This is a genomic window from Dactylosporangium sp. NPDC051541, from assembly GCF_044454505.1.
In the GTDB taxonomy this organism is placed as follows: Bacteria; Actinomycetota; Actinomycetes; order Mycobacteriales; family Micromonosporaceae; genus Dactylosporangium.
On record NZ_JBITDU010000031.1, the window covers coordinates 45,889 to 68,798 of the forward strand.

29 protein-coding genes are annotated in these 22,910 nt (G+C 70.3%); 13 read left to right on the forward strand and 16 right to left on the reverse strand.

The annotated features are described in order from the left end of the window. Positions 1–20: 20 nt before the first annotated feature. Positions 21–1,283, forward strand: a complete 1,263-nt coding sequence (locus tag ACIA8L_RS54460) for a PP2C family protein-serine/threonine phosphatase (RefSeq protein ID WP_395917896.1) — start codon at positions 21–23, stop codon at positions 1,281–1,283. Between the two features lie 22 nt (positions 1,284–1,305). Here the strand turns inward: ACIA8L_RS54460 and ACIA8L_RS54465 are convergent, their stop codons facing one another. Continuing rightward, positions 1,306–1,650: an STAS domain-containing protein gene (locus tag ACIA8L_RS54465; protein ID WP_395917898.1), complete on the reverse strand. Its 345-nt coding sequence runs from the start codon at positions 1,648–1,650 to the stop codon at positions 1,306–1,308. Between the two features lie 48 nt (positions 1,651–1,698). Continuing rightward, positions 1,699–2,136 (reverse strand): ATP-binding protein, encoded by a 438-nt coding sequence (locus ACIA8L_RS54470; RefSeq protein ID WP_395917900.1) that lies wholly within the window; start codon positions 2,134–2,136, stop codon positions 1,699–1,701. Positions 2,137–2,292: 156 nt separating this feature from the next. On the opposite strand from ACIA8L_RS54470, the gene ACIA8L_RS54475 reads away from it, so the two are divergent. Further along, positions 2,293–2,886 (forward strand): nucleotidyltransferase domain-containing protein, encoded by a 594-nt coding sequence (locus ACIA8L_RS54475; protein WP_395917901.1) that lies wholly within the window; start codon positions 2,293–2,295, stop codon positions 2,884–2,886. Here ACIA8L_RS54475 and ACIA8L_RS54480 read toward each other — a convergent pair. Further along, positions 2,873–3,514, reverse strand: a complete 642-nt coding sequence (locus ACIA8L_RS54480) for a TetR/AcrR family transcriptional regulator (protein WP_395917903.1) — start codon at positions 3,512–3,514, stop codon at positions 2,873–2,875. The two genes, ACIA8L_RS54475 and ACIA8L_RS54480, sit on opposite strands and share 14 nt — an antisense overlap. Before the next feature lie 57 nt (positions 3,515–3,571). Between ACIA8L_RS54480 and ACIA8L_RS54485 the strand changes: the two genes are divergently transcribed. Next, the gene (locus ACIA8L_RS54485) at positions 3,572–4,051 is read left to right on the forward strand and encodes a methyltransferase family protein (protein WP_395917905.1); all 480 of its coding nucleotides are present in this window, start codon (positions 3,572–3,574) and stop codon (positions 4,049–4,051) included. A 5-nt stretch (positions 4,052–4,056) separates the two neighbouring features. Here the strand turns inward: ACIA8L_RS54485 and ACIA8L_RS54490 are convergent, their stop codons facing one another. Beyond that, positions 4,057–4,959: an SDR family oxidoreductase gene (locus tag ACIA8L_RS54490; RefSeq protein ID WP_395917906.1), complete on the reverse strand. Its 903-nt coding sequence runs from the start codon at positions 4,957–4,959 to the stop codon at positions 4,057–4,059. An 87-nt stretch (positions 4,960–5,046) separates the two neighbouring features. Here ACIA8L_RS54490 and ACIA8L_RS54495 point away from each other — a divergent pair, with 87 nt between their 5' ends. Beyond that, a complete protein-coding gene (locus ACIA8L_RS54495) occupies positions 5,047–5,631 on the forward strand; it encodes a TetR/AcrR family transcriptional regulator (protein ID WP_395917908.1) in 585 nt (194 codons plus the stop codon). Between the two features lie 143 nt (positions 5,632–5,774). Then, entirely contained in the window at positions 5,775–6,824 is a 1,050-nt protein-coding gene (locus ACIA8L_RS54500) for a hypothetical protein (protein WP_395917910.1), read from the forward strand. A gap of 101 nt (positions 6,825–6,925) precedes the next feature. Here ACIA8L_RS54500 and ACIA8L_RS54505 read toward each other — a convergent pair whose 3' ends face one another. The 6 genes from ACIA8L_RS54505 to ACIA8L_RS54530 all read right to left on the reverse strand — a co-directional run bounded on the left by ACIA8L_RS54505 (position 6,926) and on the right by ACIA8L_RS54530 (position 12,854). Beyond that, entirely contained in the window at positions 6,926–8,485 is a 1,560-nt protein-coding gene (locus tag ACIA8L_RS54505; protein ID WP_395917912.1) for a hypothetical protein, read from the reverse strand. Positions 8,486–8,735: 250 nt separating this feature from the next. Further along, complete coding sequence (locus ACIA8L_RS54510; protein ID WP_395917913.1) at positions 8,736–9,923, reverse strand: alpha/beta hydrolase family protein; 1,188 nt, start codon at positions 9,921–9,923, stop codon at positions 8,736–8,738. 109 nt (positions 9,924–10,032) lie between these two features. Further along, positions 10,033–10,710, reverse strand: coding sequence for a response regulator (locus ACIA8L_RS54515; RefSeq protein ID WP_395917915.1), 678 nt, complete (start codon positions 10,708–10,710; stop codon positions 10,033–10,035). Between the two features lie 17 nt (positions 10,711–10,727). Then, positions 10,728–11,897: a sensor histidine kinase gene (locus ACIA8L_RS54520; RefSeq protein WP_395917917.1), complete on the reverse strand. Its 1,170-nt coding sequence runs from the start codon at positions 11,895–11,897 to the stop codon at positions 10,728–10,730. 112 nt (positions 11,898–12,009) lie between these two features. Continuing rightward, positions 12,010–12,405 (reverse strand): DUF1304 domain-containing protein, encoded by a 396-nt coding sequence (locus tag ACIA8L_RS54525; protein WP_395917919.1) that lies wholly within the window; start codon positions 12,403–12,405, stop codon positions 12,010–12,012. Beyond that, on the reverse strand, positions 12,402–12,854 hold the full coding sequence (locus ACIA8L_RS54530) for an SRPBCC domain-containing protein (RefSeq protein WP_395917920.1): 453 nt from the start codon (positions 12,852–12,854) through the stop codon (positions 12,402–12,404). The genes ACIA8L_RS54525 and ACIA8L_RS54530 overlap by 4 nt, the downstream gene beginning before the upstream one ends. 94 nt (positions 12,855–12,948) lie before the next feature. Here ACIA8L_RS54530 and ACIA8L_RS54535 point away from each other — a divergent pair, with 94 nt between their 5' ends. Beyond that, the gene (locus ACIA8L_RS54535; RefSeq protein WP_395917922.1) at positions 12,949–13,554 is read left to right on the forward strand and encodes a TetR/AcrR family transcriptional regulator; all 606 of its coding nucleotides are present in this window, start codon (positions 12,949–12,951) and stop codon (positions 13,552–13,554) included. 62 nt (positions 13,555–13,616) lie between these two features. On the opposite strand, the gene ACIA8L_RS54540 is transcribed toward ACIA8L_RS54535, so the two are convergent. The 3 genes from ACIA8L_RS54540 to ACIA8L_RS54550 form a co-directional block, all read right to left on the reverse strand. Next, positions 13,617–14,321, reverse strand: coding sequence for a phosphotransferase (locus tag ACIA8L_RS54540; protein WP_395917924.1), 705 nt, complete (start codon positions 14,319–14,321; stop codon positions 13,617–13,619). Positions 14,322–14,635: 314 nt separating this feature from the next. After that, positions 14,636–14,947 carry a hypothetical protein gene (locus tag ACIA8L_RS54545; protein WP_395917926.1) on the reverse strand — a complete coding sequence of 104 codons (312 nt, stop codon included), beginning with the start codon at positions 14,945–14,947 and terminating at the stop codon, positions 14,636–14,638. A 144-nt stretch (positions 14,948–15,091) separates the two neighbouring features. Next, positions 15,092–15,226, reverse strand: coding sequence for a hypothetical protein (locus ACIA8L_RS54550; protein ID WP_395917928.1), 135 nt, complete (start codon positions 15,224–15,226; stop codon positions 15,092–15,094). Positions 15,227–15,458: 232 nt separating this feature from the next. Here ACIA8L_RS54550 and ACIA8L_RS54555 point away from each other — a divergent pair, with 232 nt between their 5' ends. The 5 genes from ACIA8L_RS54555 (at position 15,459) to ACIA8L_RS54575 (ending at position 19,412) form a co-directional block, all read left to right on the forward strand. Continuing rightward, complete coding sequence (locus ACIA8L_RS54555) at positions 15,459–15,977, forward strand: SigE family RNA polymerase sigma factor (RefSeq protein WP_395917930.1); 519 nt, start codon at positions 15,459–15,461, stop codon at positions 15,975–15,977. Further along, entirely contained in the window at positions 15,974–17,158 is a 1,185-nt protein-coding gene (locus tag ACIA8L_RS54560; protein WP_395917932.1) for a TolB family protein, read from the forward strand. Before ACIA8L_RS54555 ends, ACIA8L_RS54560 begins: the two co-directional genes overlap by 4 nt. Before the next feature lie 218 nt (positions 17,159–17,376). Then, positions 17,377–17,991: a hypothetical protein gene (locus ACIA8L_RS54565; protein ID WP_395917933.1), complete on the forward strand. Its 615-nt coding sequence runs from the start codon at positions 17,377–17,379 to the stop codon at positions 17,989–17,991. A gap of 210 nt (positions 17,992–18,201) precedes the next feature. Next, the gene (locus ACIA8L_RS54570) at positions 18,202–18,588 is read left to right on the forward strand and encodes a RidA family protein (protein WP_395917935.1); all 387 of its coding nucleotides are present in this window, start codon (positions 18,202–18,204) and stop codon (positions 18,586–18,588) included. 527 nt (positions 18,589–19,115) lie between these two features. Further along, complete coding sequence (locus tag ACIA8L_RS54575) at positions 19,116–19,412, forward strand: hypothetical protein (RefSeq protein WP_395917937.1); 297 nt, start codon at positions 19,116–19,118, stop codon at positions 19,410–19,412. Between the two features lie 320 nt (positions 19,413–19,732). Here the strand turns inward: ACIA8L_RS54575 and ACIA8L_RS54580 are convergent, their stop codons facing one another. Both ACIA8L_RS54580 and ACIA8L_RS54585 read right to left on the reverse strand, forming a co-directional pair. Continuing rightward, entirely contained in the window at positions 19,733–19,948 is a 216-nt protein-coding gene (locus ACIA8L_RS54580) for a GyrI-like domain-containing protein (protein WP_395917939.1), read from the reverse strand. Then, a complete protein-coding gene (locus ACIA8L_RS54585; protein WP_395917941.1) occupies positions 19,872–20,528 on the reverse strand; it encodes a helix-turn-helix domain-containing protein in 657 nt (218 codons plus the stop codon). The genes ACIA8L_RS54580 and ACIA8L_RS54585 overlap by 77 nt, the downstream gene beginning before the upstream one ends. Before the next feature lie 79 nt (positions 20,529–20,607). Between ACIA8L_RS54585 and ACIA8L_RS54590 the strand changes: the two genes are divergently transcribed. Both ACIA8L_RS54590 and ACIA8L_RS54595 read left to right on the forward strand, forming a co-directional pair. Continuing rightward, positions 20,608–20,967, forward strand: a complete 360-nt coding sequence (locus ACIA8L_RS54590) for a nuclear transport factor 2 family protein (RefSeq protein WP_395917943.1) — start codon at positions 20,608–20,610, stop codon at positions 20,965–20,967. Positions 20,968–21,013: 46 nt separating this feature from the next. Beyond that, the gene (locus ACIA8L_RS54595) at positions 21,014–21,802 is read left to right on the forward strand and encodes an SDR family oxidoreductase (RefSeq protein WP_395917945.1); all 789 of its coding nucleotides are present in this window, start codon (positions 21,014–21,016) and stop codon (positions 21,800–21,802) included. A 191-nt stretch (positions 21,803–21,993) separates the two neighbouring features. Here ACIA8L_RS54595 and ACIA8L_RS54600 read toward each other — a convergent pair whose 3' ends face one another. Then, positions 21,994–22,548 (reverse strand): hypothetical protein, encoded by a 555-nt coding sequence (locus ACIA8L_RS54600; protein ID WP_395917946.1) that lies wholly within the window; start codon positions 22,546–22,548, stop codon positions 21,994–21,996. Between the last annotated feature and the right edge of the window lie 362 nt (positions 22,549–22,910).

Sequence of the window (22,910 nt, forward strand, 5' to 3'; positions counted from 1 at the left end):
ACCCGCCGTATGCTTCCAGGGTGGAGCTCAGCGGCACGTCGATGATGGCGGCGATGCTCGGTGCGGTCGAGGACGCGGCGCCGGTCGACGCGGTGGAGGCGATCACGCGGGAGCTGGCGAAAGCGCTCGACGCCCGCTCCGCGTCGTTCCTGATCGCCGATTTCGGGGGCCGGGCGCTGGTGCGGCTCGCGCACGCGGCGAGCGGTGACGCCGGGGGGCACGACGTGCGGCGGCGTCATGACGAGGTCGCCACGGTGCTGCCGCTGGACGGCGGTCCGATGGAGCAGACGCTGCGGACGCAGGAGCCGCAGGTGTTCGCCGGCGGTGATGCCTGGACGGTGTGGGCGCCGGTCACGGAGCGCGGCGAGGCCATCGGGCTGCTGGAGCTGGTGCTGCCGGTCGAGCCGGCCGTCGGGGCGCTGGTGGAGCTCGGCCGGGTCGCCCACCTGCTCGGGTTCGTGGTGATCGCGAACCGGCGGCACACGGACCTGTTCGAGTGGGGGCAGCGCACCACGCCGTTCAATCTTTCCGCGGAGATCCAGCGGCGGCTGCTGCCGGGGGCGTTCACCTGCGAGGCGGGCGCGTTCACGCTGGCCGGGTGGCTGGAGCCGGCGGCGAGCATCGCCGGGGACACCTTCGACTACTCCCTGGCGCGGGACCTGCTGCACTTCAGCCTGACGGATGCGATGGGCCACGGTGTCGCCTCCGCGCTGACCGCCACGCTGGGCGTCGGGAGCCTGCGCAACACCCGCCGTCAGGGGCGGACCCTGGTGGAGCAGGCGCAGGCGGCGAACGCCGCGGTGGCCGAGCACGCGGGGGCCGGCAGCTCGTTCCTCACCGCGGTCCTCGGCCGGGTCGACCTGGCCAGCGGCGTGTGCACGTTGATCAACGCCGGGCATCTGCCGCCGCTGCTGGTCCGCGACGGCGACGTGGAGCCGGTGCGGTTGCCGAAGAACTTCCCGCTCGGCATGCTGCCCGACTCGACGTTCGTCGGCGCCGATGTGCCGTTGCGGGCCGGTGACCGGCTGGTGATCGTGACCGACGGCATGACGGAGCGGCGGGCGGCGCAGCTGGACCTGCACGCCGAGGTGCGCCGGGTCGCCGGGCTGCATCCGCGGGAGGCGACCCGGGCGTTGGCCGACGCGGTGCTGGCCGTGGCCGGTCCGGTGCTCGCCGACGATGCGACGCTGTTGATCATCGATTGGTACGACGAGCACATACTGGGGCGGCGCAGCCGCTCGGGCGCCGACTCGGACCGGGCCAGCGGACGCCTGCCCGGCTGAACGCCGTTGCCGGCGGCGGTGCTCAGCCGGCGATGTCGGCCTCGGCCGCCTCGACGTCGTCACTGAGGCGGACGAGGCGGTCCACCGACGTCAGCGAGAGGACGTTGCGCACGACCGGTCGGGCCGCGGCCACGTAGACGCGGCCGTCCCGACCGACCAGCTGCTTGTGCAGCCACGCCAGCATGCCGAGCGCGGTGGAGTCGATGAGCCGCACGGCGGTGAGGTCCAGCACGACGAACCGCGCACCGTCGTCGAGCGCGTGCTGCAGGTGCTCGCGCACCTCGGGGACGGTGCCCAGGTCGAGCACGCCGTCCGGGCGCACGACGAGGCAACCGCGGCCCGGCCTGGTCGTGAAGGAGAAGTCCACTGAAGGCTCCCGCTCGAAACGGACGATCTACCAGCTGCGGGCACCATGCTACGGGCCGGACAGGTCCGCGGCTCCTTCGCCGCCGGGATCGTGCAGGCGACGGGCGATGCGCAGCAGCACATACCCGGGTGTCGTGTCGAGGAACTCGGCGGTGTCGGCCAAGGCGGCGATCAGCGGCAGCCCGCGGCCGTGCGGCTGGTCCGGCGGCGCGAGGTGCGTGAAGGGGTCGCCGCCGTCGGGCCGGCGGCCGTGGTTGCCGACCTCCAGCACGCAGGTGCCGGCCTCGATGGTGATGCGCAGGTCGATGCTGGTGCCGGCGTCGCCGTGGTGGACCACGTTGGCGCAGGCTTCGGTGAGCAGGATCGCCAGGTAGTCGCGGGTCGCTTCCGACGCCGTGGTCAGGCTGAGCAGCACGTCCAGGATGTGGCGGGCCTCGCCGACCGACGACGTCCGCCGCGGCAGCGCCACCGTCATGCTGAGCCGCATCAGTAGGGCCCCACGATTTCCGAAGCGTTCGCCGGCATCCAGGTGTCGCCGGTTGTGCAGCACATTACCCACAGCGGATGCGGCAAAACGGCGCGCGAGTTCCTGCTCGGGCGATACGTACGCCGAGCCGGCGCGAGCATGCGGTAGCGTCGATGCGTGGCGGGCATCGACGCGTGGGAGCCGTGGCATCCGAGTGTGGTCGCGCAGCGGCTGGCCGCGGTGGCGGTGCCGTGGTGTTTCGCGGGCGGCTGGGCGCTGGATCTGTTTCTCGGGCGGCAGACCCGCGAGCACGGCGACGTGGAGTTCGCGGTGCCGCACGCGCGGTTCGGCGAGGTCGCGGAGCGGTTTCCCGACGTCGACTTTCATGTGCCGGTCGAAGGCGTGTTGGTACCGTCGACGCCTGCACTTCTGGCTCAGGAGCACCAGACGTGGGCCCTCGACCGCGCCGCGGACCGCTGGCGGTTCGATGTGTTCCGGGAGCCGCATGACGGCGCGATGTGGATCTGCCGCCGCGACGAGCGGATTCGCCGTCCGTATGCCGAGCTGATCCGGCACGACGGCGCCGGCCTGCCGTTCATGGCGCCCGAGGTGGTGCTGCTGTTCAAGGCGAAGGCTTCGCGGGACAAGGACGCCCGCGACTTCGCCGTGACACTGCCGGCCCTCGACGCCGACCAGCGTCGATGGCTGACCGATGCGCTGGCGCTCGTGCACCCGGGCCACCCGTGGCTGGCGACGGTCACCGCGGGATGAACAGCGCCGCGGCGACAGTGTCGACGTACCACCGCTCGAAGCGCTCCGCCGGCCAGCCGCGCTGCCGGACCAGCCAGTCGTAGTTGCGCACGTCCATCGCCAGCCACAGCACGTCGACGGCGGTGTCAATGGTGTGCTCGGGCCGCAGCTCACCGGTCCGGGTGAGCTCGGCCGCGAACATCGTCATCCCGGCCCGGCGCTCGTCGCTGTTCTTCTGCCAGATCGCGGCCGCGTCCGGGTCGGCGGTCGCGGCGGTGGCCACGGCCAACATCACCTGCGCCAGGCGGGCGTGGGTCTCGGCCAGGTGCCGGGCGTAGCGGCCCAGCTTCGCCCGCGCGTCGGGCAGCGCCTGGATGTCGGCGACGAACTGCCGCTCGGCCAGGGCGACCGGCTCGTCGTCGCCGGCCACGGTCACGTCGACGAGCGCGGACAGCAGCGCCTGTTTGGTCCCGAACGTCTTGTACACGGTCTGGATCGCCACCCCGGCCGCGGCGGCGATCGCGGTCAACGGCGTCGCCGCGTAGCCGGGGGAGACGAACAGTGCCGCGGCCGCGTCGAGGATCGCCCGCCGCGTCTGCCGGGCCTGCTCCTGCCGGTATTGCGACTCGTACCGCCTCTTGACAGCCACTCGGCGAGTGTAGTGCTCTATTGGATAGAGTTTACCACTACCGAAAAGGGGCCTACGATGGTCACCAGCACGGAGACGGGCCGCGGCGCCCGGGTGTTCCCGATCCCGCCGCCCATCTACTACGCCGCCGGCCTGGCCGGGGGCATGGCACTCAACGCCGTGGTGGCGTTACCGCTCGGCGGACGCCCGGCCACCCTGTACATCGGGGCGGTGGTCCTGGTGCTCGGCGTGTTGCTGGCCGCGTCGGGCGTGGCGATGGTGATCCGGCACCGCACGACGATCGTGCCGCACCGCCCGGTCGCCAGCCTCGTCACCGGCGGGCCGTACCGGCTGTCGCGAAACCCGATGTACACCGCGCTGGCCATCGTCTACGTGGGTGCCGCGCTGCTGCTCGGGTCGTGGTGGCCGCTGCTGCTCGGGCCCGTCGTCGTGGCCGTCGTGCGGCTGGTGGTGATCCGGCCCGAGGAGCGGTACCTGGCGGAGCGTTTCGGCCCCGCCTACGCCGACTACCGCGCCCGCGTCCGCCGGTGGCTGTGACGGCTTCAGCCGCTGCAGTAGTCGCCGTGCTCGAGGTCCTCGAGCAGCGTGTGGTGGGTCGGGGCCCAGCCGAGCAGCTCGCGGGTCCGGGTGCTGGAGACCGGGACGTCGGCGGCGAACACGGAGGCCAGGGCGGCGCCGCCGAAGTGCGACCCGGCCTCGTCCGGAGCGACCGACACCACGGGCCGGTCGAGGCCGCGGCCGATCGTCGCGGCGATGTCCCGCAGCGGGATGCCGCCCTCCGCCGCACCGTGCAGCGCGGTCCCGGCCGGCGCGTGCTCCAGCGCGAGCCGGAACAGGGTGGCCGCGTCGAGCCGGTGCACCGCGGGCCACCGGTTGGCCCCGTCTCCGATGTAGGCGGACACGCCGGTCTTGCGAGCGGTCGCGACGAGCATGGCGACGAACCCGTAGTCGCCCGGCCCGTGCACCGTCGGGGCGAGCCGGATCACGCTGGAGCGCACGCCCTGCTCGGCGAAGCCCAGGCAGGCCTGCTCGCCGGGGATCCGGTAGGCGGCGAACGCGTCCCGGCTGGGCGCGTCGGTCTCCTCGCTCACCCGCCCCGGTGTCATGACCATCGTGCCGGACGTCGATACGAACGGTTTGCCGGTGCCGGCCAGCGCGGAGCCGAGGGCCTCGATCGCGTCGACGTCCCGCTTGGTGATGCCGGCCCAGTCGCCGGGCTCGCCGCCGGCGGCCATGTGCACGACGCCGTCGGCGGCCTTCGCGCCCGCGTGCAGCCGGTCGAGATCGTCGAGGGAGCCCGCGAACGGCTCGGCCCCCAGTTTGGTCAGGCGCTCGGCCGAGGCGGTCGAGCGGGCCAGCCCGGTGACCCGGTGGCCCGCGGCGAGGAGTTCGGCGACGACGGCCGGCCCGGTGAGGCCGGATCCGCCGGTGATGAAGACATGCATGGGTACTCTCCGCACGGCTAATAGGAGCATGTTCCGTTTCCGTGGGCGACGGTACACAACCGGAGCGTGTTCCGCTAGAGTGGCGCGGTGTCTTCCCCCGTTCGCAGCGACGCGGCCCGCAACCGGCAGGCGCTCATCGAGATCGCGACGAGACTGTTCATCGCGGCCGCCCCCGGCGACGAACCCTCGATGCGGCTGATCGCCCGCGAGGCCGAGGTCGGGATCGGCACGCTGTACCGGCACTTCCCGACCCGCGAGGCCTTGGTCGAGGCCGTGTACCAGGACCAGGTCCGCCGCCTGACCGAGGGCGCCGATCAACTCCTGGCCGCTCACGCTCCCGCCCGGGCGATGCGCCACTGGATGGACCTGTTCAGCGAGTGGCTGGCCACGAAGAACGGCATGGTCGACACCTTGCGAGCCATGATGAACAGCAATCAGCTCGGCCACTCCGACACCCGGACCGAACTCCTGGCCGCCATCGACAAAATCCTCACCGCCGGCCGCACCGCCGATGCCATCGCCCTGGACGTCACCGCCGAGGACATAGCGGCCGCCCTGATCGGCATCTCCACCGTCGCCCCGCTCACCACCAGCCGCGCCCAGGCCGCCCGCCTGATGGACATCTTCATGAACGGCATCGCCACCGCCACCCGGGGCGCCTCGGACCGTTGACGCCACCCGGATACCGGCCATCGGTGGCTGATCGCAGGATGTCAATATCCGAGTATGGGCGATGTACTGCTGGAGCGGCAGGTGGCCAGTTGCGCGTCGACTTCGGAAGGGCCGGACCAGTGCATCGATACGCGGTCTTGACGGTGGCTTTTCTCCTCATCGCGGTATCGACGCCGACCAGCGCCGCTGCCGCTGCGGCCCAGGATGTGACCGGTATCGGGTATCACTACACCTCGCTCGCCGAAGCGCCGCTGCCTGACGGCTACGTCTTCAACGACCTCACCATCGGCATCGACGACCGGGACCGCGTCTACGGCAACACCTACGACAGTCAATTCGTGCCGCACGTGTCCCGGTGGACGCCCGGCACGACCACCGTTCTGCAGGCCCGGCCGTCGCTCGCCCGCGTCGTGAACTCGCTGGGCGTGGTCGGTGGCAGCATCCTGACCGACCCGGCGAACTTCGTCGAGCAGGCGGCGATCTTCACCGGCACCCGGGCGGAGATCATCGCACGCCGGCCGGGCGAGGAGTCCAGCTACGTGGTGGCCCTCAACCGGCTCGGCTCGGCCATCGTCGCGTCGATCGACGGCTCGGGTCACGCGACCTACCTGCTGTACAACGGCGGGCACTCCACTGTGCTGCGCTTCGGAGCCAACGTCGCCGACCCCGACCCGCGGCAGCTCGACGACGAGGGCTTCATCGCCGGCACCGAGCACCCCACCGGCACCCCCGCCCGGGCGTTCCGGTACAACCCCTTCACCCGCACCAGCACGATCCTCGAGCCGCTTCCCACCGAGTCGACCGCCTGGGGCCTCGGCATCAACAACCGGGTCAACGTCCTGGGCTACTCCTTCAACCCCGCCGCCACCGAGCGCATCGGCGTCTGGGACCGACTGAACCACTTCCACCAGTATTTCGTCGAAGGCACCCCCGAGACCCCGACGATCAGCAACCGGCTGCTCTTCAACGACCAGAACCTGATCGTCATCACCGCGGTCAGCGCACCGTCGACCGACGTCGGCAAGAGCTTCATCGTGCCCCGGCCGGGCGTTCGTCTCGACCTGGCTGACCTCGTCGACAACCCACCGGCCGAGGGCGGCCCCTTCAGCCTGGTGACCGCCGAGAACAACCGCGGCAGCCTCATCGGTGTCGGCCTGACCGGCACCCCGTTTCTCATGCGCCGCGAACGCTGACACCCCTTCCCGCCGCCCGCAGCGCTTGTTGGTGCACTCGCGTGAGTGCCCAGCCGGGCCGAGGTCTCCTACCGCACCGACAAGCCTGGCGACGAGGCGTCTCAGCCGTAGCGGCGGTCAGGGTCGGCGACGAACTCGTCGAACGCCCGCTGGGCGCCGGTGACCCACTGTCCGGCCGGCAGGATGCCGACCCGGCGGAACTCCAGCACGACCGAGAACCGGTCGTCCCGAACCGCAGGCGTGAGCCCGTCGACCCGTTCCAGGGGATGGTTCCCGGCCGACATCCGCTCCGCCATCAGGCGAATTCGAGCGTGGTACCAGGTGGGTTTCCTCGAGCGGCCGGCGATCAAGTCGGACTTGTCGAGGAACGCCAGCACGTCCGCCGCGGCCTTTCGCGGGTCCGCGGCCAGGTAGCCGACGTCGCACAGCTGCCTGGTGAGGTCGGCCAGGTTGGTCTTGGGCAGCAGCGGCATGTCCTTCGGCAGGTCGACGTTGTCGTAGAAGATCCGGTGGTTCGCGCACATCGCCATGAGCAGCAGGTAGCCGCGGATCTGGTCGAGGTTCGCCGAGGCGCGGATCCCCGGCGGCACCAGCGATGCGAACGCCTTCTCGGGGAGATCGGCGATCGCCCGGGCGGCACGTACCACGGCGCCCATCTCCTCGTCGATCTTCTTGGCGCTCCACAGCTTCGATTGGACGCCGAACAGCCAGGTGTACCGCCGGTCGCTGGCGGCCTGCGCGTGGCCCACCTCCGCGTCCTCGTCCAGCGCGAGCTCGAACTGCAGCAGGGCCGGGACGATTCGCGCGAGCGGCATGTCGACGTTGAACTGGGGTTGCGCGCCGTCGCTGACCGACTTGGCGTTCACGATGCCGATGACCCGGCCGCCGACGCGGTACAGACCGGGCGTCGCGGTGCGCAGCAGGGCGTGGACCGCGCAGACTTCGGTCAGGACCTGGGTCAGCACGTGCCGGTTGTTGGTGGGCTCGGTGACGAACTCCAGGTTGGTACCGTCGCCGATGGCCTTCCACAGCAACGCGTCGCCGCAGAGGACCGTCGGCACCGTGGTCACGAGCCCGGCCAGCCATGGGTCGACCACCGCCAGGTCCGGCACCTCGGCGATGAAGCTGTTGAGGTCCTGCAGTTCCAGCCCGAGCGCCGACGTCCCGTTGAGCATCCGGCTCTCGACCTGGCCGGTGAGCGACCGGTTCCGCTCGGCGACGAAGGCCGCGGCCTGGGCCTGCACGTCCGTGTCGGCGGGCAGCATCGCGGCCGGCAGCGCGGCGATGCTGCCCGGGTCGTCCGTCTTCAGCAGCGCCTGCAGGAACGCCGGCCAGTCGGCCTGGACCGGGGCCGGCGGCGCCGTGAACGCGGGCAGCGGCGGCGGCGCCGTGACGAGCTTGCTGTACAGCTGGCAGAGGTGCCGGGCGAGGGGCAGGTGCGTGTCCACGTGCTTGGCGTCGGCCGGCCGCAGCTTGCGCAGCATCAGCAGCAGGACCCCGGGATCGGTCTGCTGATCGGCGATCGTGTACACCTCGTTCCAGTTGGTCGGGGCCTCCTTGAGCGTTCCGCGCTGGACGAGCCGCGAGTACTCCTCGAACGCCTCGTCGTCATCGGGTGTTGTGCTGCCTACGAACTCGAATGCGTCTCCGAAATCCTGCACGGTGCGTTCCCTTCGGTCGCCGGCGCCAGCGCAACCGCTGACTTCGAGACGACTGGCGGCCTCGGCCGTGGCGTACGTCGGCAATGTGACTCCGGTCCGCTTTCCGGCGACCACGTGACCCGCCGCGTCCGGGCCGCCGGCCGCGGCAAAGGCTTCGCCGGCCTCCGCAACGAGGCCATCTTCCGGCTCCGGTCACGGCCTGATCTGTGCCGGAGCCGTGCGTGCTGTGCTGACATGCCGCAGCCGTCGGCTACGGTACGAACATCACGTCGGGGAAGGCCGGGTTCGGACCGTCCAGCAAATGCTGTCGACGTCGCCGCAGGTGCAGGTCGAAGAACGCCAGCGGATACGCCTGCTGGATGCGTACCGCCCTGGCCGGGTCGAGGGTGCCGATCCAGTCGCGTAGTTCGTCGTCACGCATGCCGGCGACAACGGCCAGTTGTGGCATCAGGGCCTGGTAGTCGCTGTAGGAGGAGTGGACCGCGCCGGTGGCCTGCAGATTGCGCCGCCATCCGCGCAGGTGTGACCAGAGCTGGGCGACGCTGGGTTCAGCCCGGGTGAAAGCGGCGGTCAGTAGCAGGAACGGACGGTTCAGGTCGGCGGTGATCGCCGGCTGCATCGGGCCGTCGATGGCCAGCCCGGCCTGGATTCGGCGGTCCGCGTTCATGACCAGGACGGTTGCCGTCGCGCCCTTGGACCAGCCGAACATGCCGATCCGATTCAGGTCGAGGGCCCCGCACAGGTTGGCCGGCAGCGGCCGGTGCGCAGCGTCGGGATTGACGCCGGCGGCGAGTTCCACGATTCGGTCGAGCACGAAGCGGATGTCGGCGGCGAAGTCCGCTGGGCCCAGTGCCCGCTCCGGGTCCTGCAGCGGGACGATGACCCGGCCGTCGGGGAATTGGCTGAACGCGTCATCGGTGTGGTCGACGGTGACCACCGCGTACCCGTGGCTTGCGAGTTCCTGCACGACGATGGTGTTCTCGGCCCGGTGGCCATGCGCACCGTGGGAGTACATGATCACCGGCAGTCGTCCGATGGTGTGCCGGACCGGAGCGCCCTCGTGCCCGGCGGTCAAGGGCGCGGCGGCGATGTCGGCGGCGAACCCGGCCGAGGCCAGCAGCGCCGCCAGGACCGCGGGTGGCATCCACGGTGCCGGTGGATGGCGGTCGACGTGCTGCGCCGGGTACCAGATACTGATCATCAACTCGCGGCGCAGCCCTGGACGCGAGCCGTCGATGAGGTGCAACGGTACCGTGCCGACCGGGTACGGTCCGGTGGGTCTGGGCAGTACGAGCTGTGCCGGAACCGGGGCGGCGGACGCGCTGGAGCCGTTCGCGAGCCCGATCGGCGCGGCCGCCGCAACGGTCAGCGCGGCCGCGATCGCTTGCCTGCGCGTCAGGCGTATCCCGTCGATGTGTGCCGCAGGTGTTCCTGTCATGTGTCCTCCTGCTGTGTTCGAACCGTAGCTCCACGATGCTGGTGATCAGCTGGCGTGTCGTCGGTCCGTGGGCTGCAGCTGCGGGAGGCAGGTAGTGCTGGGGGCGTAATCACGGCACGAGCTGATATTCGTAGGCGCGGATGACCAGCTGCACCCGGTCCCTGGTGTCCAGCTTCGTGAGCAGCCGTGCCACGTGGGCTTTCGCCGTGGCGACGCTGATGGTGAGGTGTGCGGCGATCTCCTGGTTGGACAGGCCGCGACCGACGAGCGTGAGCACCTCCGTCTCGCGGGGCGTGACGCTGTCGGGCAGCCGGTACCTACCCGGCTCGGCATGTGGTGCCGCCGCGGCGACGAACACCGCGATCAGCCGGCGGGTGACGCTCGGGGCGATGAGTGCGTCCCCGGCGGCGACGACGCGGATCGCTTGCACGATGTCCTCGAGCGCCATGTCCTTGACGAGGAATCCGCTGGCTCCGGCGCGCAGTGCCGCGTAGACGTACTCGTCCTCGTCGAAGGTGGTGAGGATCAACACCCGGGCTGTGCCCGGTTCGGCCATGAGCTGCCGGGTCGCCTCGATCCCGTCCATGCCGGGCATGCGGATGTCCATGACGACCACGTCGGGGCGCACCGAGCGGACCAACCGGACCGCGTCCTGGCCGTTGCCGGCCTCGCCGACGAGTTCGATGCCGGGTGTGTCGGCGATGAGCACTCGCAGCCCGGCCAGGATCAGTGGTTGGTCGTCGACGAGAACGAGCCGTACCGGTGGGCCGTCCTGTAGTTGCATCATGTCGCTCCGGCGGGTGTTCAGCTGGTCCTGGACAGTGGCAGTCGGGCGGCGACCCGGTATCCGCCGGCGGTCCGTGGTCCGGCGGTGAAGTGTCCGCCCAACAGTGCGGTCCGCTCCCGCATACCGAGCAACCCGAACCCGCCGCCGGACTTGGCTTCCGCCGTGGCGCCGGACGCGGCCGGCCCGGCCGGGCCTCGGTCGACGATCTCGACGGTCAGTTCGGCGTCGCCGTGGCCGATCGTCACGCGGCAGGCGTCGGTGCCGGCGTGGCGCACCACGTTTGTCACCGCCTCCTGGATGATCCGGAACGCCGCAAGGTCCAGATCGGGCGGCAGCGGGCGGCGTGCCCCCTGCCGGCGCAGCTCGACGGTGACGCCGGCGTCGGCGGTGGCCGCGAAGAGCCGGTCGAGGTCGGCCAAGCCGGGCACCGGTTCCAGCGGCGGTGCCTGGCGACCGTCGACGGTCTCCTTGCCGCGCAGCGCCCCGACCGCCCGGCGCAGGCCGGCCAGCGTCTGGCGGCTGGTCGTCTCGATCGCCTGTAACGCGTTGTGCGCGTCGACCGGCCGCGTGCCGATCACGCGGGCGCCGACACCCGCCTGGATCGCGATGACGCCGATACTGTGCGCGACCATGTCATGCAGCTCCCGGGCGATGCGCAGCCGCTCGGCGGTGATCGCCTGTGCCGCCTCCTGCGCGCGTACCGCGTCGGCGTGCGCCCGGCGTTCCCGGTTGCGGTTGCCGACCAGCCAGGCCGCGAGCATCGCCATGGCCAGGGCCAGGACGAACGACGGTGCGCTCGCGAGCCGGCCGGCGGCGATGGCGCCGATCTCGGCCAAACACGCCACCATCGCCGCCAGGGTCGACACCCGCGGCGGGCGGTGCGTGGCGATGTAGCCGACCGTGAGATCGATCGTGATGAACTGCAGAAACCGCACGTCGCGCAGGTATCCGAACTCCCACGACCACACGTAGGCGGCGGTGACCAGGCAACCGGTCAGCATGAGGGCAAGCGCGATCACTGGTCGGCGGGGCAGCAGTACCAACGGGATGACCACCACCAGCAGCGGCAGTACGTACCGCACCCCGGGCAGGCCGAAGCTGTCGGTTCCGCCGTTCGCCGCCGCTGCGGCCACCACCAGCGGATAGCTGCCCAGGAGGAACCATGTCAGCGGCGTGCGGAGATTCACCGATCCACCGTATTCGCCGGACGCGCCAGGGTCATCGGTCCCCGGGCGTACACCTGCGGGCTAGCGATACCCGGCAAGAGTTCGCCGGCTGGTGCCGGACCTACGAGCTGCCTCAGGCCAGCGCGAGGGCGACCAGCGCAACGGACGGCGGCAACGCCTGCGCGAAGAGGCCCGGAACTCGGACCCGTCGAGGATCGGCGACGACGAGGGTGACAGCGGCGACGATCATGAATACGCCCGCGGCGACGATGAGGGTGACGCCGATGGTGCTCGCGCCGGCTAGGAGTGCGATCGCGCCAACGAGGGCGGTCGTTCCCAGCAGCAGGTTGTAGACGCCCTGGTGGAACGCCCACAGCCGGATCGCGCCGGCATGCTCGGGGGCGACCTCGAACATTCGCCGCGTGCTGGACCGGCTGAACAGCACGCTCTCCCGAACGAAGACGTACCCGTGCATCGCTGCCGCCACCGACATGGCGCCGGCGACCATCATGGTCAGTACACCGGTCACGCCTGTTGCATCCGGTGATACGCCTCGAGCACCGGCGGAATGCCCTCGGTGAGCATCTTCTTGCGCACCGAGCCGAGCAGCTTCGACATCGCGAACCCACCGGCGCCGGTGAAGCCCGTGTGGTGCCAGGTGAACCGGGTGCCACCGGGAACCTCTTGGAGCAGGTAGGTCACGTCGGTCACATCGTCGGTGTCCTCGTCGCCCTTCCAGGTGTAGTGCATCGCACGCGGCGCGTCGACGGAGATCACTTCGCAGTAGACGACGCCGGCCCAGCCCATGGTCGGCTTGCCCACGAACCGGAACTTCGTGCCCGGAACGGGAGCGAAGTCCTCCGGGCGCCCACCCTGCCCGGTGGTGGTCCACTGCGCGACCTGCTCGGGGTCGGTGAGGACGTGCCATACCTCGTCCACGGGATAGGGGTACTCACGGATCACGGTGTACTCGCTCATGACGAAACTCCTCCATCTGCCATTCCAGCTGGGATGACGGCAATCTACCTAACGGTAGGTAGATCGTCAACCGGCCGGTAGGTAGACTCGTCGTATGACCACCCCGCACCGGACCCGTACGACGGCACGCCGCGACGGAGCGGAGACCCGCGCGCTCGCACGCCGGATCGCGCTGCGTCTGTTCACCGAGCAGGGCTACGAGGCGACGTCGCTGCGGCAGATCGCGGACGAGCTCGGCATCAACAAGGCTTCGCTGTACTACTACTTCGACAGCAAGGAGGCGATCCTGCAATCCCTGTTCGAAGAGCGCGGCATCGAGGCCGAGCAGCTGGTGACCTGGCTGCGGGAGCAGCCCCGCACCCCGGAACTGCTGACGACGGCGGTACTGCGATGGGTGGACTCCTTCACCGCGGACAAACTGCAAGGCATCCGGTTCATCAGCGCCAACCCGCTCATCGCCCGCACCCTGACCAGCAGGCCCGGCGGCGACCGGATCGGGGCGAGCCTCAACCAGTTCGTCGACGAGCTGACGACGCTCCTGCCGGACCCGTCACCGCAGAACGTGCTGCTGCTGCGGATGGCGGTGCTCAGCATCAACGCCGCCGTCCAGGCCGCCCCTCCCACCGGCACCAGCGACGACGCCGTCATCGCCGTCGCACAGCGGGCCGCACGAGCCGTCCTCAGCGACATCACGAGATGAGCTGACGATCGTTGCCCTGCGCTGCAGCCGGTCGTAGCGGACGGCGCCACGCCCGGCATGCATCAGCGCTCGCTCATGCCGCCGGTCGGGCTCGTCGGTCCGGCCGAGCCCGCAGCCTCGGCAATCTTCGAGCGGTGTGCGGCGATCCAGGCGAGATCAGCGGCGTACCGTTCACGCAATCCGAACCGATCCCACATCTCGACGAACGACGGCTCGCCCGCCGCCACCTTCGCCCGCACCCAGTCCTGCCCCTGGCGCGTCGCCGTCAACAGGACATCGGCGAACTCGTCGCCATCGCCGGGATCGAGCCGGTACGCCCTGGCGAACACGCCGAGCCGGCGCCACACTTCTGTCGGCCCCGGCCACGACCTGCTCGTACCGGGAACGGCCATCGGCACCCACATGCGCGCGGTTCGCGCCACATCCCACAGCGCCCGCCCAGGCGCGGCCAGGTCGAAATCCAGCAACGCGACGGCCTTACCTTCACGGAACACAACGTTCTCCGGACACACGTCGTTGTGGCACAGCACCGGGCCGCCCCGCGGATCCGCGAGCTCGGCCGAGCACAACGACCCGGGGTCGAACCCGGACATCGCCTCGTGGAACTCACGCAGGAGCGCGCCCACCTCGCTGATGATCCCGTCCCGCTGCGCCCACGCCGGATACGGTGCGACCGCCACGTCACCGCGCACAAAGGCGAACACATCGCGCCCCTGCTCGTCCACGCCGAGGTAGCGAGGAGCACGCTGGAAGCCGACCGCCTCCAAGTGCGCAACCACCGCTCGCATCACAGGCGAGTGCCTCGTGACCGGGCGCCGCACCGTGTCCCCAACCCGAACAACCGCACCACCATTACCGACACCACCGGCAAGAACGATCTCCGCCGGCTCCCCACCACCAAACGCACCCACACCCGCATCCTGCCGTCTCGCGCGACGCCCGAACAGACGACCTTGGCATCCACGCCGCTGGCGGGCGCGCGGGCGACGCGGGACCGGCCGACCAGGCCGGTTCAGGGCCGACGAACCTCGTATGCGCGGATCACTCGGACCGTGGGATTGCCCGCGCTGATCCGCGCGGGTCATCCGTCCTGGAGTTGGACCTTGAACACCGGTCCGCGGCGAGCGGGCTCCCATCCAGCGGCTCTGGCGTCCGAGATCTGCCGCGCCACCAGTCCTGGCGTCACCACGGCGCTCGCGGCGCCCAGCCAGTTGTCAGGGCGGGCCGCCGGCAGCGAGACGAGCAGCTTGCCGGCCGGCTCGTGCAGAAGCTCGGCCACAAAGGTGATCGGCGAGGCGAGGCCCTGGCTGTAGGACGGCCTGCGACGTACCGTCCAGCGATAGATCACGTTGTCCACAACGATCCGCCGCGAGTGCCTGCGGGCGATTGCCATGTCTCACCTCGCCGGTAGCGCGGTTGATCCAGGGCCGAGCCTACTCAGGCGGCCCCGAGGTGGCTCACCGTGTCCAGCGGCCGAGACCTGATGGGCCAAGGCTCATCCGCACTCGTCGGCGTACCGCTCGCGGGCTGCGTCGCCCTACGCCCGGCGGGCGTCGCGGATCATCCGGTAGGACCGCTGCAGGTGCACAAACCAGACGGTGGCCAGCTCGCGGGCCACTTCGAGCGTTCCCTGCGTCCGGTCTTCCGGGCTCCAGCTGCTGATCACCACCATGTGCAGAAGTCTGTCCACCGATCAGTGCGAAACGGTTGCCCGGGCCGAAGCAATCTGGAAGCAGCGGACGGGCACTGCTCCGCAGAATCTACCAGAAGGCCTCGAAACGGTCGAAGCGGGCGAAACTCCTCCAGCACGCGGAGACGGTCGTCGTCGATTTCTCGCGCAAGTAGCCAACCTTGGACCCCGCTGCGCTCGTGTACGGGGGCGACACAGAATCTGGGGGGGGCCGGTGGACGATGAGGCGAGTTTCCGCGAGTTCGTATCCGCACGGATCGGGCGGCTGTCGCGCGTCGCGTTCCTGTTGACGGGCGAGCATCACGCGGCCGAGGACCTGGTGCAGGTGACGCTCATCAAGGTGGCCCGGCACTGGCGCCGGGTGACCCGCAGCGGCATCCCGGACGCCTACCTGCGGCGGATGCTCTACCACGAGCACGTCTCCTCGTGGCGCAGCCGCCGACATCGGGAGGTGCTGGCCGCCGACCCGCCGCAGCGGCCGGCCGGACGGGACGAGTCCACGGACGCGGTGCGCCGGATCGTGCTGCGCGACGCGCTCGCGAGGCTGGCACCGGGGCAGCGCGCGGTGATCGTGCTGCGCTACTTCGAGGACCTGTCCGAGGCCGACACCGCCGACGCGCTCGGCTGCACCGTGGGCTCGGTCAAGAGCCAGACCCACCACGCCCTCGCCCGGCTGCGTGTCGTGGCTCCCGAACTGGCGGAACTCATCGAGGATACGGAGGTCTCGGCATGACGATGCTGAAGGACATGCTGGTCGACGCGGCGGACGACGCGCGTGTCTACGATGTGACCGACCGGGTGGTACGGGTGGTCAGGCGCCGCCGCACGATGGCCCGCCTGGTTCCCGTCGCGGCGGCACTGCTCGTGGTCGCCGTACCGGTCGCCGTCACCCGGTCGTCCGGCGATGGCGGCGGTCAGATGCCCTCGACGTCCGTGGCCGACCTGCCGCAGCGTCTCACCCCGGAGAAGTCCCCGCCGGCGCTCCCCGAGGACCGCGGCGTCGGCCCGGCCACCCTGGCGTTCGTGTCCGGCGGCGACGAGGTGGTACTGCTGACCGCCGAAGGTCGGCAGTACCACGTGAACGCCCTGAGCGTGCAAGGCATCTCGCCGGACGGGCGGTGGCTGCTGGTCCTGCGGAGCCCCGGCGGGCCTTGGGTACTGCGGGACCTGACCGGCGCCGAGCGGCAGGAGTTCGAGGGCGACACGACCTTCAGCGCCAGCTGGTCCCCGGACAGCCGGCGGCTGGTGGTCCAGACGTCGCGAAGGTCAGGCGTGACGTACATGGTCGACCTCACCAACGGGACTCGCAGCACGGTGCCGCTCGACCCGGCGCGGGCCGGCCGCGTGTGCGCGGTCCGCAACTCGGGCCAGCTGGTGCTGTGTTCGTCGGAGGAGGTGCCGTTCTCCGGGTTGCGCCTGGCGGACGGCACGAGCGGCGCGGTCGTCCGTGAGATCACCGTGGCGGCCCTCGGCCTGCGGCCCACCGACACCATGGCGGAGGGGCGCGGCATCCCGCGCCTGGACATCGACGACCACACCGTGTTCATCCCGGTCCACGACTCGGCCGGACCGGACGATACCCCCGCGACGGCCCCGGCCGGGCATGACCGCAACGTCCTGCTCGCCGGGTTCGACCTGGAAACCGGTCAGCTCACGCAGCGGTACCCGCTGCCCGACCGGATCCCCGGCGCCCAGCACTCCGTTGACAGCGGCGTCGAGTACGGCCCGATGGACACCCGCATTCTCCTGGGCTTCCACCCGGACGGGTTGCTCCTGGTCCACCTCGCCCCGAGCCCGAGCGACCCGTTCGAGAGCGGTCCGGTGACCATCGAGCTGATCGCCCGCGACACCGGCGCCCTGCACGTCGTCACCCGCGCGTCGAGGCCGATCAGCGGGATCTGTTACCGCGGCTGATCGACTCCTGACAGCCGGCCGGGACCCGCCGGTCCCGGCCAGCCCTTCCGCGCCGACATCATTGCCGCCGCACGCCGTCGAGGACCTCGTGCGGAGGGTGTCGGCTGACGCATCAGCGCAATGGAGGACCGTGGCGAGATCTCTGAGTCTTCCACTACGACGACGAGACAGCCGGCGAGGCTCTCGGTGCATTCGATTCCACGAAGCTGGTCGCTGAGGTGCCCGGGCCGTCCGAGGACCAGGGCGGCGCGTGGCTAGGCCTGCAGCGGTGGGTGCCGGACCTCGCCGGGTCGGCGTTCGTGGCGAAGAGCGTGCGGCCGACCGCGCTCAAGCCGCTGCTCGCCACGCCGGCGGACAGTGGCCCCGTCGGGGTGTTTGGCAGAGACCTCGGCCGAGCGTTGCTCGAGGGTGCGCTGCGCCTCGACGAGCTCAGCCCCGACGCCTTCAGGCTGTACCCCGCCCTCCTGCTGCGGCCAAGGACGGACAGCTCACTCCTGGACGCGATGCGGGCAGCGACGTTCACCATGAGCGCCCCGAACGGCCTCAGCGACATCGAAGGAACCCTCGCGAGGCACGGGTACGTGAAACCCGGCGCGAGTGCGGTGGACCCACACTGGGAGCCTGTCCCGCACCGGCTCGGCGATGACGCCCTGCGGCGGCACCTGCGCGGGCTGTCCCTCAGCGCGCATTGGGCGCGAAGCGCCGGCGCGTACTACCTCGGCCCCGGCGAGTGCCCGACCGACCTGCAACCGATCGCCGACCTGCCGGGCAGCACCGCGATCGCCAGCTGGAGTTCGGCGAACGCCAGGGCGCGACACTCGTCGTGGCGGTAAAAGATTCGCACAGCCGATAGCGCATCGGCTTGAGTTCGCCCGGCCGGCCAGAGATCACCCGCGTCCCACGAGGTCGAACACACCTCTGATCATGGCTACCGCAACTACCGATGAGCGCGCTTTGCCAGCGGCAACGGCGCATCCGCAGGGGAGGAGCCGAACCTAGTCTCGGGACAGCACATACGGTTGCCCATCTGCGATCATGACCGCATGGAGCTACAGTCCAGAAGCCCGCGCGAGGGCGTGTACGCGGCCACCGACGACTACGCGCACGCGATGGAGGTCCGCGGCGCGGAGCGGCTGCTGTTCGTCGCGGGCACGATGGGTCTGCGCACGGACGGTACCCCGGGGGCAACGCTCGCCGAGCAGCTCGAACTGATCTGGTCGAACATCCGGATCATCCTGGCCTCGGCCGACATGACCGTCGACAACATCGTACGGCTCACGAGCTACCTGACCGACGCCTCCTACGCCGAGGAAAATGCCGCCGCCCGTGTGTCCGCCCTCGGCGGACGCGTCGTACCCACCACGGCCATCGTTGTCCAGACGCTTGTGAGCGACTGGTTGGTCGAGATCGAGGTGACAGCAGCGGCCTGAGCCGGCCAGGCCACTCGTGCACCTGCTTCGACGCACGCTCATGCCGTCAAGCTTGCGCGGCAGCCAAACAAGTTCGTCACAGTCCGTGGCGATGGTTCTAGTCAGCCGGCTAGCGAGTCTGCCAACGAGCGTGCACGTGATCTTGGCGTCGTCGGCGCGCTACCGTACCCGTCGTGGTTGGCAAAGTTTCGCCTGACGAGGCTGGCAACGTCATCGAGTTCGGCCACAACCGTCCGGCCAAGATCCACCATCGTTGGGCGATGCGCAGCGAATGACGCTTCCGCTCATAGGTGCCATGAGCGGAGGGGCCGCCCGGGCGGGGTCGCTTGCCGGCGGTGAAGAATGCCGGTCCGTCGGGAGCGCCCGCAGCGGCGCGTGCGTACGTGCTCAGAGGGGCCGAGGCGCCGCCGGTGACTACGCAGCATGCTGAGTAGGCAGATCTTGTGCAAGCTATTCCACGGTTCGACCGGCCGCTGAGGGGCATCGGTGACGCATTACCGCGACGTCACGGCGAGCTGGGGTCAAGCATGAGCGAGGATGAGAACACGTACGTTCGGGACCACAATGCCCGGGCTGACCCGATGTTCACCCTTGGCGCGATCACAGTCGCGGCCCTGCGTGACATCCTCGCCGATCTGCCCGGCGACGCTGTGGTCGTCGTGGCTGGGGATGGAGCCGACTGTTCACCCCTGGCCGACGTTGAGGAGGGATGGTACTTCCCGGCCGTCGGCGATTCGGCTCCGCTGGGGCGCGACGCCGAGGGAAATATCCACGAGGCCGGCCCTGGCGACCTGTACGCCGTGTTGCTACGCCCGACCCGCTGACCACCCGTCCGCCCTTCGGCATAATCTTGGTCACCGGATTAGTAGCCGCTACGGGCGCGCGACCGCCGCTGGCGCCTATCGCCGAGGGCAAGTCGGACCGGCGAGTGGTGGCCTCCATCCTCCGCTTCGCCGAAGACTCCTCTGCGCATCGACGATGCGTACAGCGCATGCCTGATGTGGAGTGCAACATCGTAGTGTGCCTGTCGCACCGCCAGTACAGGCAGGCAGGCAGTTGGGCTCTTGGTGCGGTGCAACGTCCTGGCTATACGAGCTCAGGCAGGACGTTGGCCGAGAACCAGCGGTCCACCATCCACCGATCTTCAGGTCACGCGGAACACCGGCCACCCGATCTCTGTGCGCCAGGCGGCCGGATCGCCCGTGTCCCGGGGTCCGACGCGGTAGACCTCCCGAACCGGTCCGGCCACCGACATCGCGTTCGCCACGACCCGGGTACCGAGCTCACCGTAGGTGACGTCGACGCCGTCGTGCTCGCCGATGTGGGTGGTCACCGCCAGTTCTGCAGCGGGCAGGGTCACGGGGGTGCACCCGCCCGGTACGAGGCGGCACGGCCGTTGGCAGGTAGACCAACACCTGACCGCGGCCCTGCTCGAACAGGGAGTTCTCGTAGTGGCCACCCGGCGGTCCGGTCACTGCGCCGCCGACGGCCGCCTCGAGCTCAGCCATCGCGCCCGCGAACCAGGCTCCGACGTCGTCGTGGCCGACCTCGGCCGTCACCGCTGCGACCGTGCGGGCGGGCTCGGCGCGCAGCTTGACCTCGAGTGGGGTGGGGTCGGGCCGCAGCAGGCGGCGCAGGGACGTGACCGCGGACCGGGTGCGGTCGAGCTGGGCCTCCAAGCGTTGGAGGTGATCCGCGACCAGGGCCGCGCGGACACTGGGGTCGGCGGTCCGCAGGATCGCCTGCACGTCGCTCAGGGGGACGTCGAGCTCGCGGAGGCGGTTGATGACCTGCGCGGTCGGGATCTGCTCGACGGCGTAGTAGCGGTAGCCGGTGCTTTTGTCGACCACGGCCGGTTCCAGCAGCGCTCCCTCGTGGTAGCGGCGCAGGGTCCGCACGCTCAGGTGGGTCAGGCGTGAGAACTCCCCGATGGTCAGCACGCAACCCAGTATGGAGGCTCCCCCTGGGGGAGGGTCCAGCGCTTGACCCTCCCGCGTCGCGAGGCTCCACGGTGACGACATGACTCATAACGACCTCCGGTCCGACGCCCTTCCGACCACCGTCCGCGGCTTCCTCCCGGCCAGCACCGTGCACGACGCCGACAGGGCCTCGTCGTTCCTCGTCGAGGACGTCGTGGTCGTCGACCAGGCCGAGACCTTCCGGGGCCGCGGCGAGGTTTACGCCTTCCTGCGCGACGCCGGCGCCGAGTTCGAGTACACCACCGAGCAGATTGGCGCCCGCCGCGTGGACGACGACCACTGGGTGGTGACCCTGCGCCTCGAGGGGACCTTCCCGGGCGGCGTCGCCGAGTTGGACTACCGCTTCACGCTCCGCGGCGACCTGGTGAGCGAGCTCGTCATCGCCAACCACGAGGCCTAAGTCAGACCGCACACCACCGAACCGTCAGAGGGAAGAGAGACAGGGAATGTCCAGCAACGAACGTGACCGCCTCGACGGGCGCCGGGCGCTCGTCACGGGCGGGTCGAGGGGGTCGGGCAAGGCCGTCGTCGCACGCCTGCGGGAGATGGGCGCCGACGTGTGGACCACGGCCCGGACGATGCCCGACGAGTACGACCGCGCCGACCGGTTCATCGCGGCGGACACGTCGACCGTCGAGGGCGCCGCGCTTGTGGCGGGTCGCCTCGCCGAGGCCGGCGGCGCGCTCGACGTCCTCGTACACGTCGTCGGGGGCGCCTCGACGCCCGCGGGTGGGTTCGCGGTCATCACCGAGGAGCAGTGGCTGACCGAACTGCACCTGAACCTCCTGGGTGCGGTGCGCCTCGACCGGGCGCTGCTGCCGGCGATGGTGGAGTCGGGGTCGGGCGTGGTGCTGCACTTCACCTCGATCCAGCGGGAGCTGCCGCAGTACGACGCGTCCCTGGCGTACGCGGCGGCCAAGGCGGCGCTGCGCACGTACAGCAAGGGCCTCGCCAACGAACTCGCACCGCGCGGGGTGCGGGTCAACGCGATCAGCCCCGGCGGAATCGAGACCGAGGCCTACGAGCGGTTCGTGGACCGGATCGCCGAGGGCAACGGGCTCACCCGCGAGGCCGCGAAGCAGACGATCTACGACACCCTCGGTGGGGTTCCCCTGGGACGGTTCGCGCAGCCCGAGGAGATCGCCGACCTGGTCGGATTCCTCGTGTCCGACCGCGCCTCGGCCATCGTGGGCGCCGAGTACGTCATCGACGGCGGCACGGTTCCGACCGTGTGAGCCAACGGCGGGGCGGCGTCGATGACATCGTCGCCGCCCTCTCCGAACTCCCCGCAGACACATCAACGACGAGGAACCCTATGACCACGCACGTCACCGAACCGTCCCCGGCCAGCCGGCCGGACCGCCGCCACCCTTCGATCCCGAACTCGCCCCGTCTACCTGATGACAAGCATCTGCCCTCCGGACGCCTACCGTCCGGCCACGCGTTCAGATCTGCTCGAGTTCGATCGTGAGGTGGTGGGCGGCTTGCACACCGGACAGTGCCCATGCCCAGCCGGGAAGGGCAAGGCCTCGGCGAAGAAGTCGTCGAGAGGCATGCTGCAGGACCACAGGTTCCCGGACCCGAGCGCTTCGGTTACGGCACCAGGAGTCCGATGGAATTTGCAGCGCAATTGCCACATCACGACCTCGTCGTCGGCCTCGATGAACTGCCGGGCGAGACCAGCCAAGAACTCGGGCGTGCCATAGAAGTCGAACGTTCCGAACTCGGCGAGGACGCCGTCGCCATCGTCGTCGGACGACGCGGCGTCCTCGACCGGGACGGCGGCAAATCGCCGGAAAACCTCGACCGTCGCCAGCACGTCCGCGCCGCCCGCCTGGCCGGGTCGCACGCCGGCATGGTCGAGCATCGACGTCAGGAGTGACTCTGCCTCGCTGATCGACACGGTCGCATCATCTCGCGTCGGTGGCCTCCTGACGCCGATCGGCCTGGCCGTCCACACGGAGATCACACGCACGCTCATGCCGCCGATCGTGCGCGCTGGCCGGTTCTGGTGGGGCGGGCGGGATCTCTTGGCTGTGTCGCCGGATGCGGGGTGTACCCAGCACCACCATGAAGCCGGATGGGAGCGCTACTGCCTCGGGTACGCGTGGACGACAGGCTGAGGTCGTGCCTGAGAGGCGGGCGCGGGAGGGAGCCAGGTGTCGAAGGCGAGCACCCAGCGTACCGGCATGCTTTCGCCCCGCCTGGTGCGCGTGGACGCCGGTCCGGACTCCGGTGTCCCCCGGAACCTTCCGAAGACCGCGGCCGCTTCGACGTTCCCCCTGCTGCTGCGCCGCGCGGCCACGGTCCTCATCGTGCTCGGGCTGGCGATGATTCCCTGGC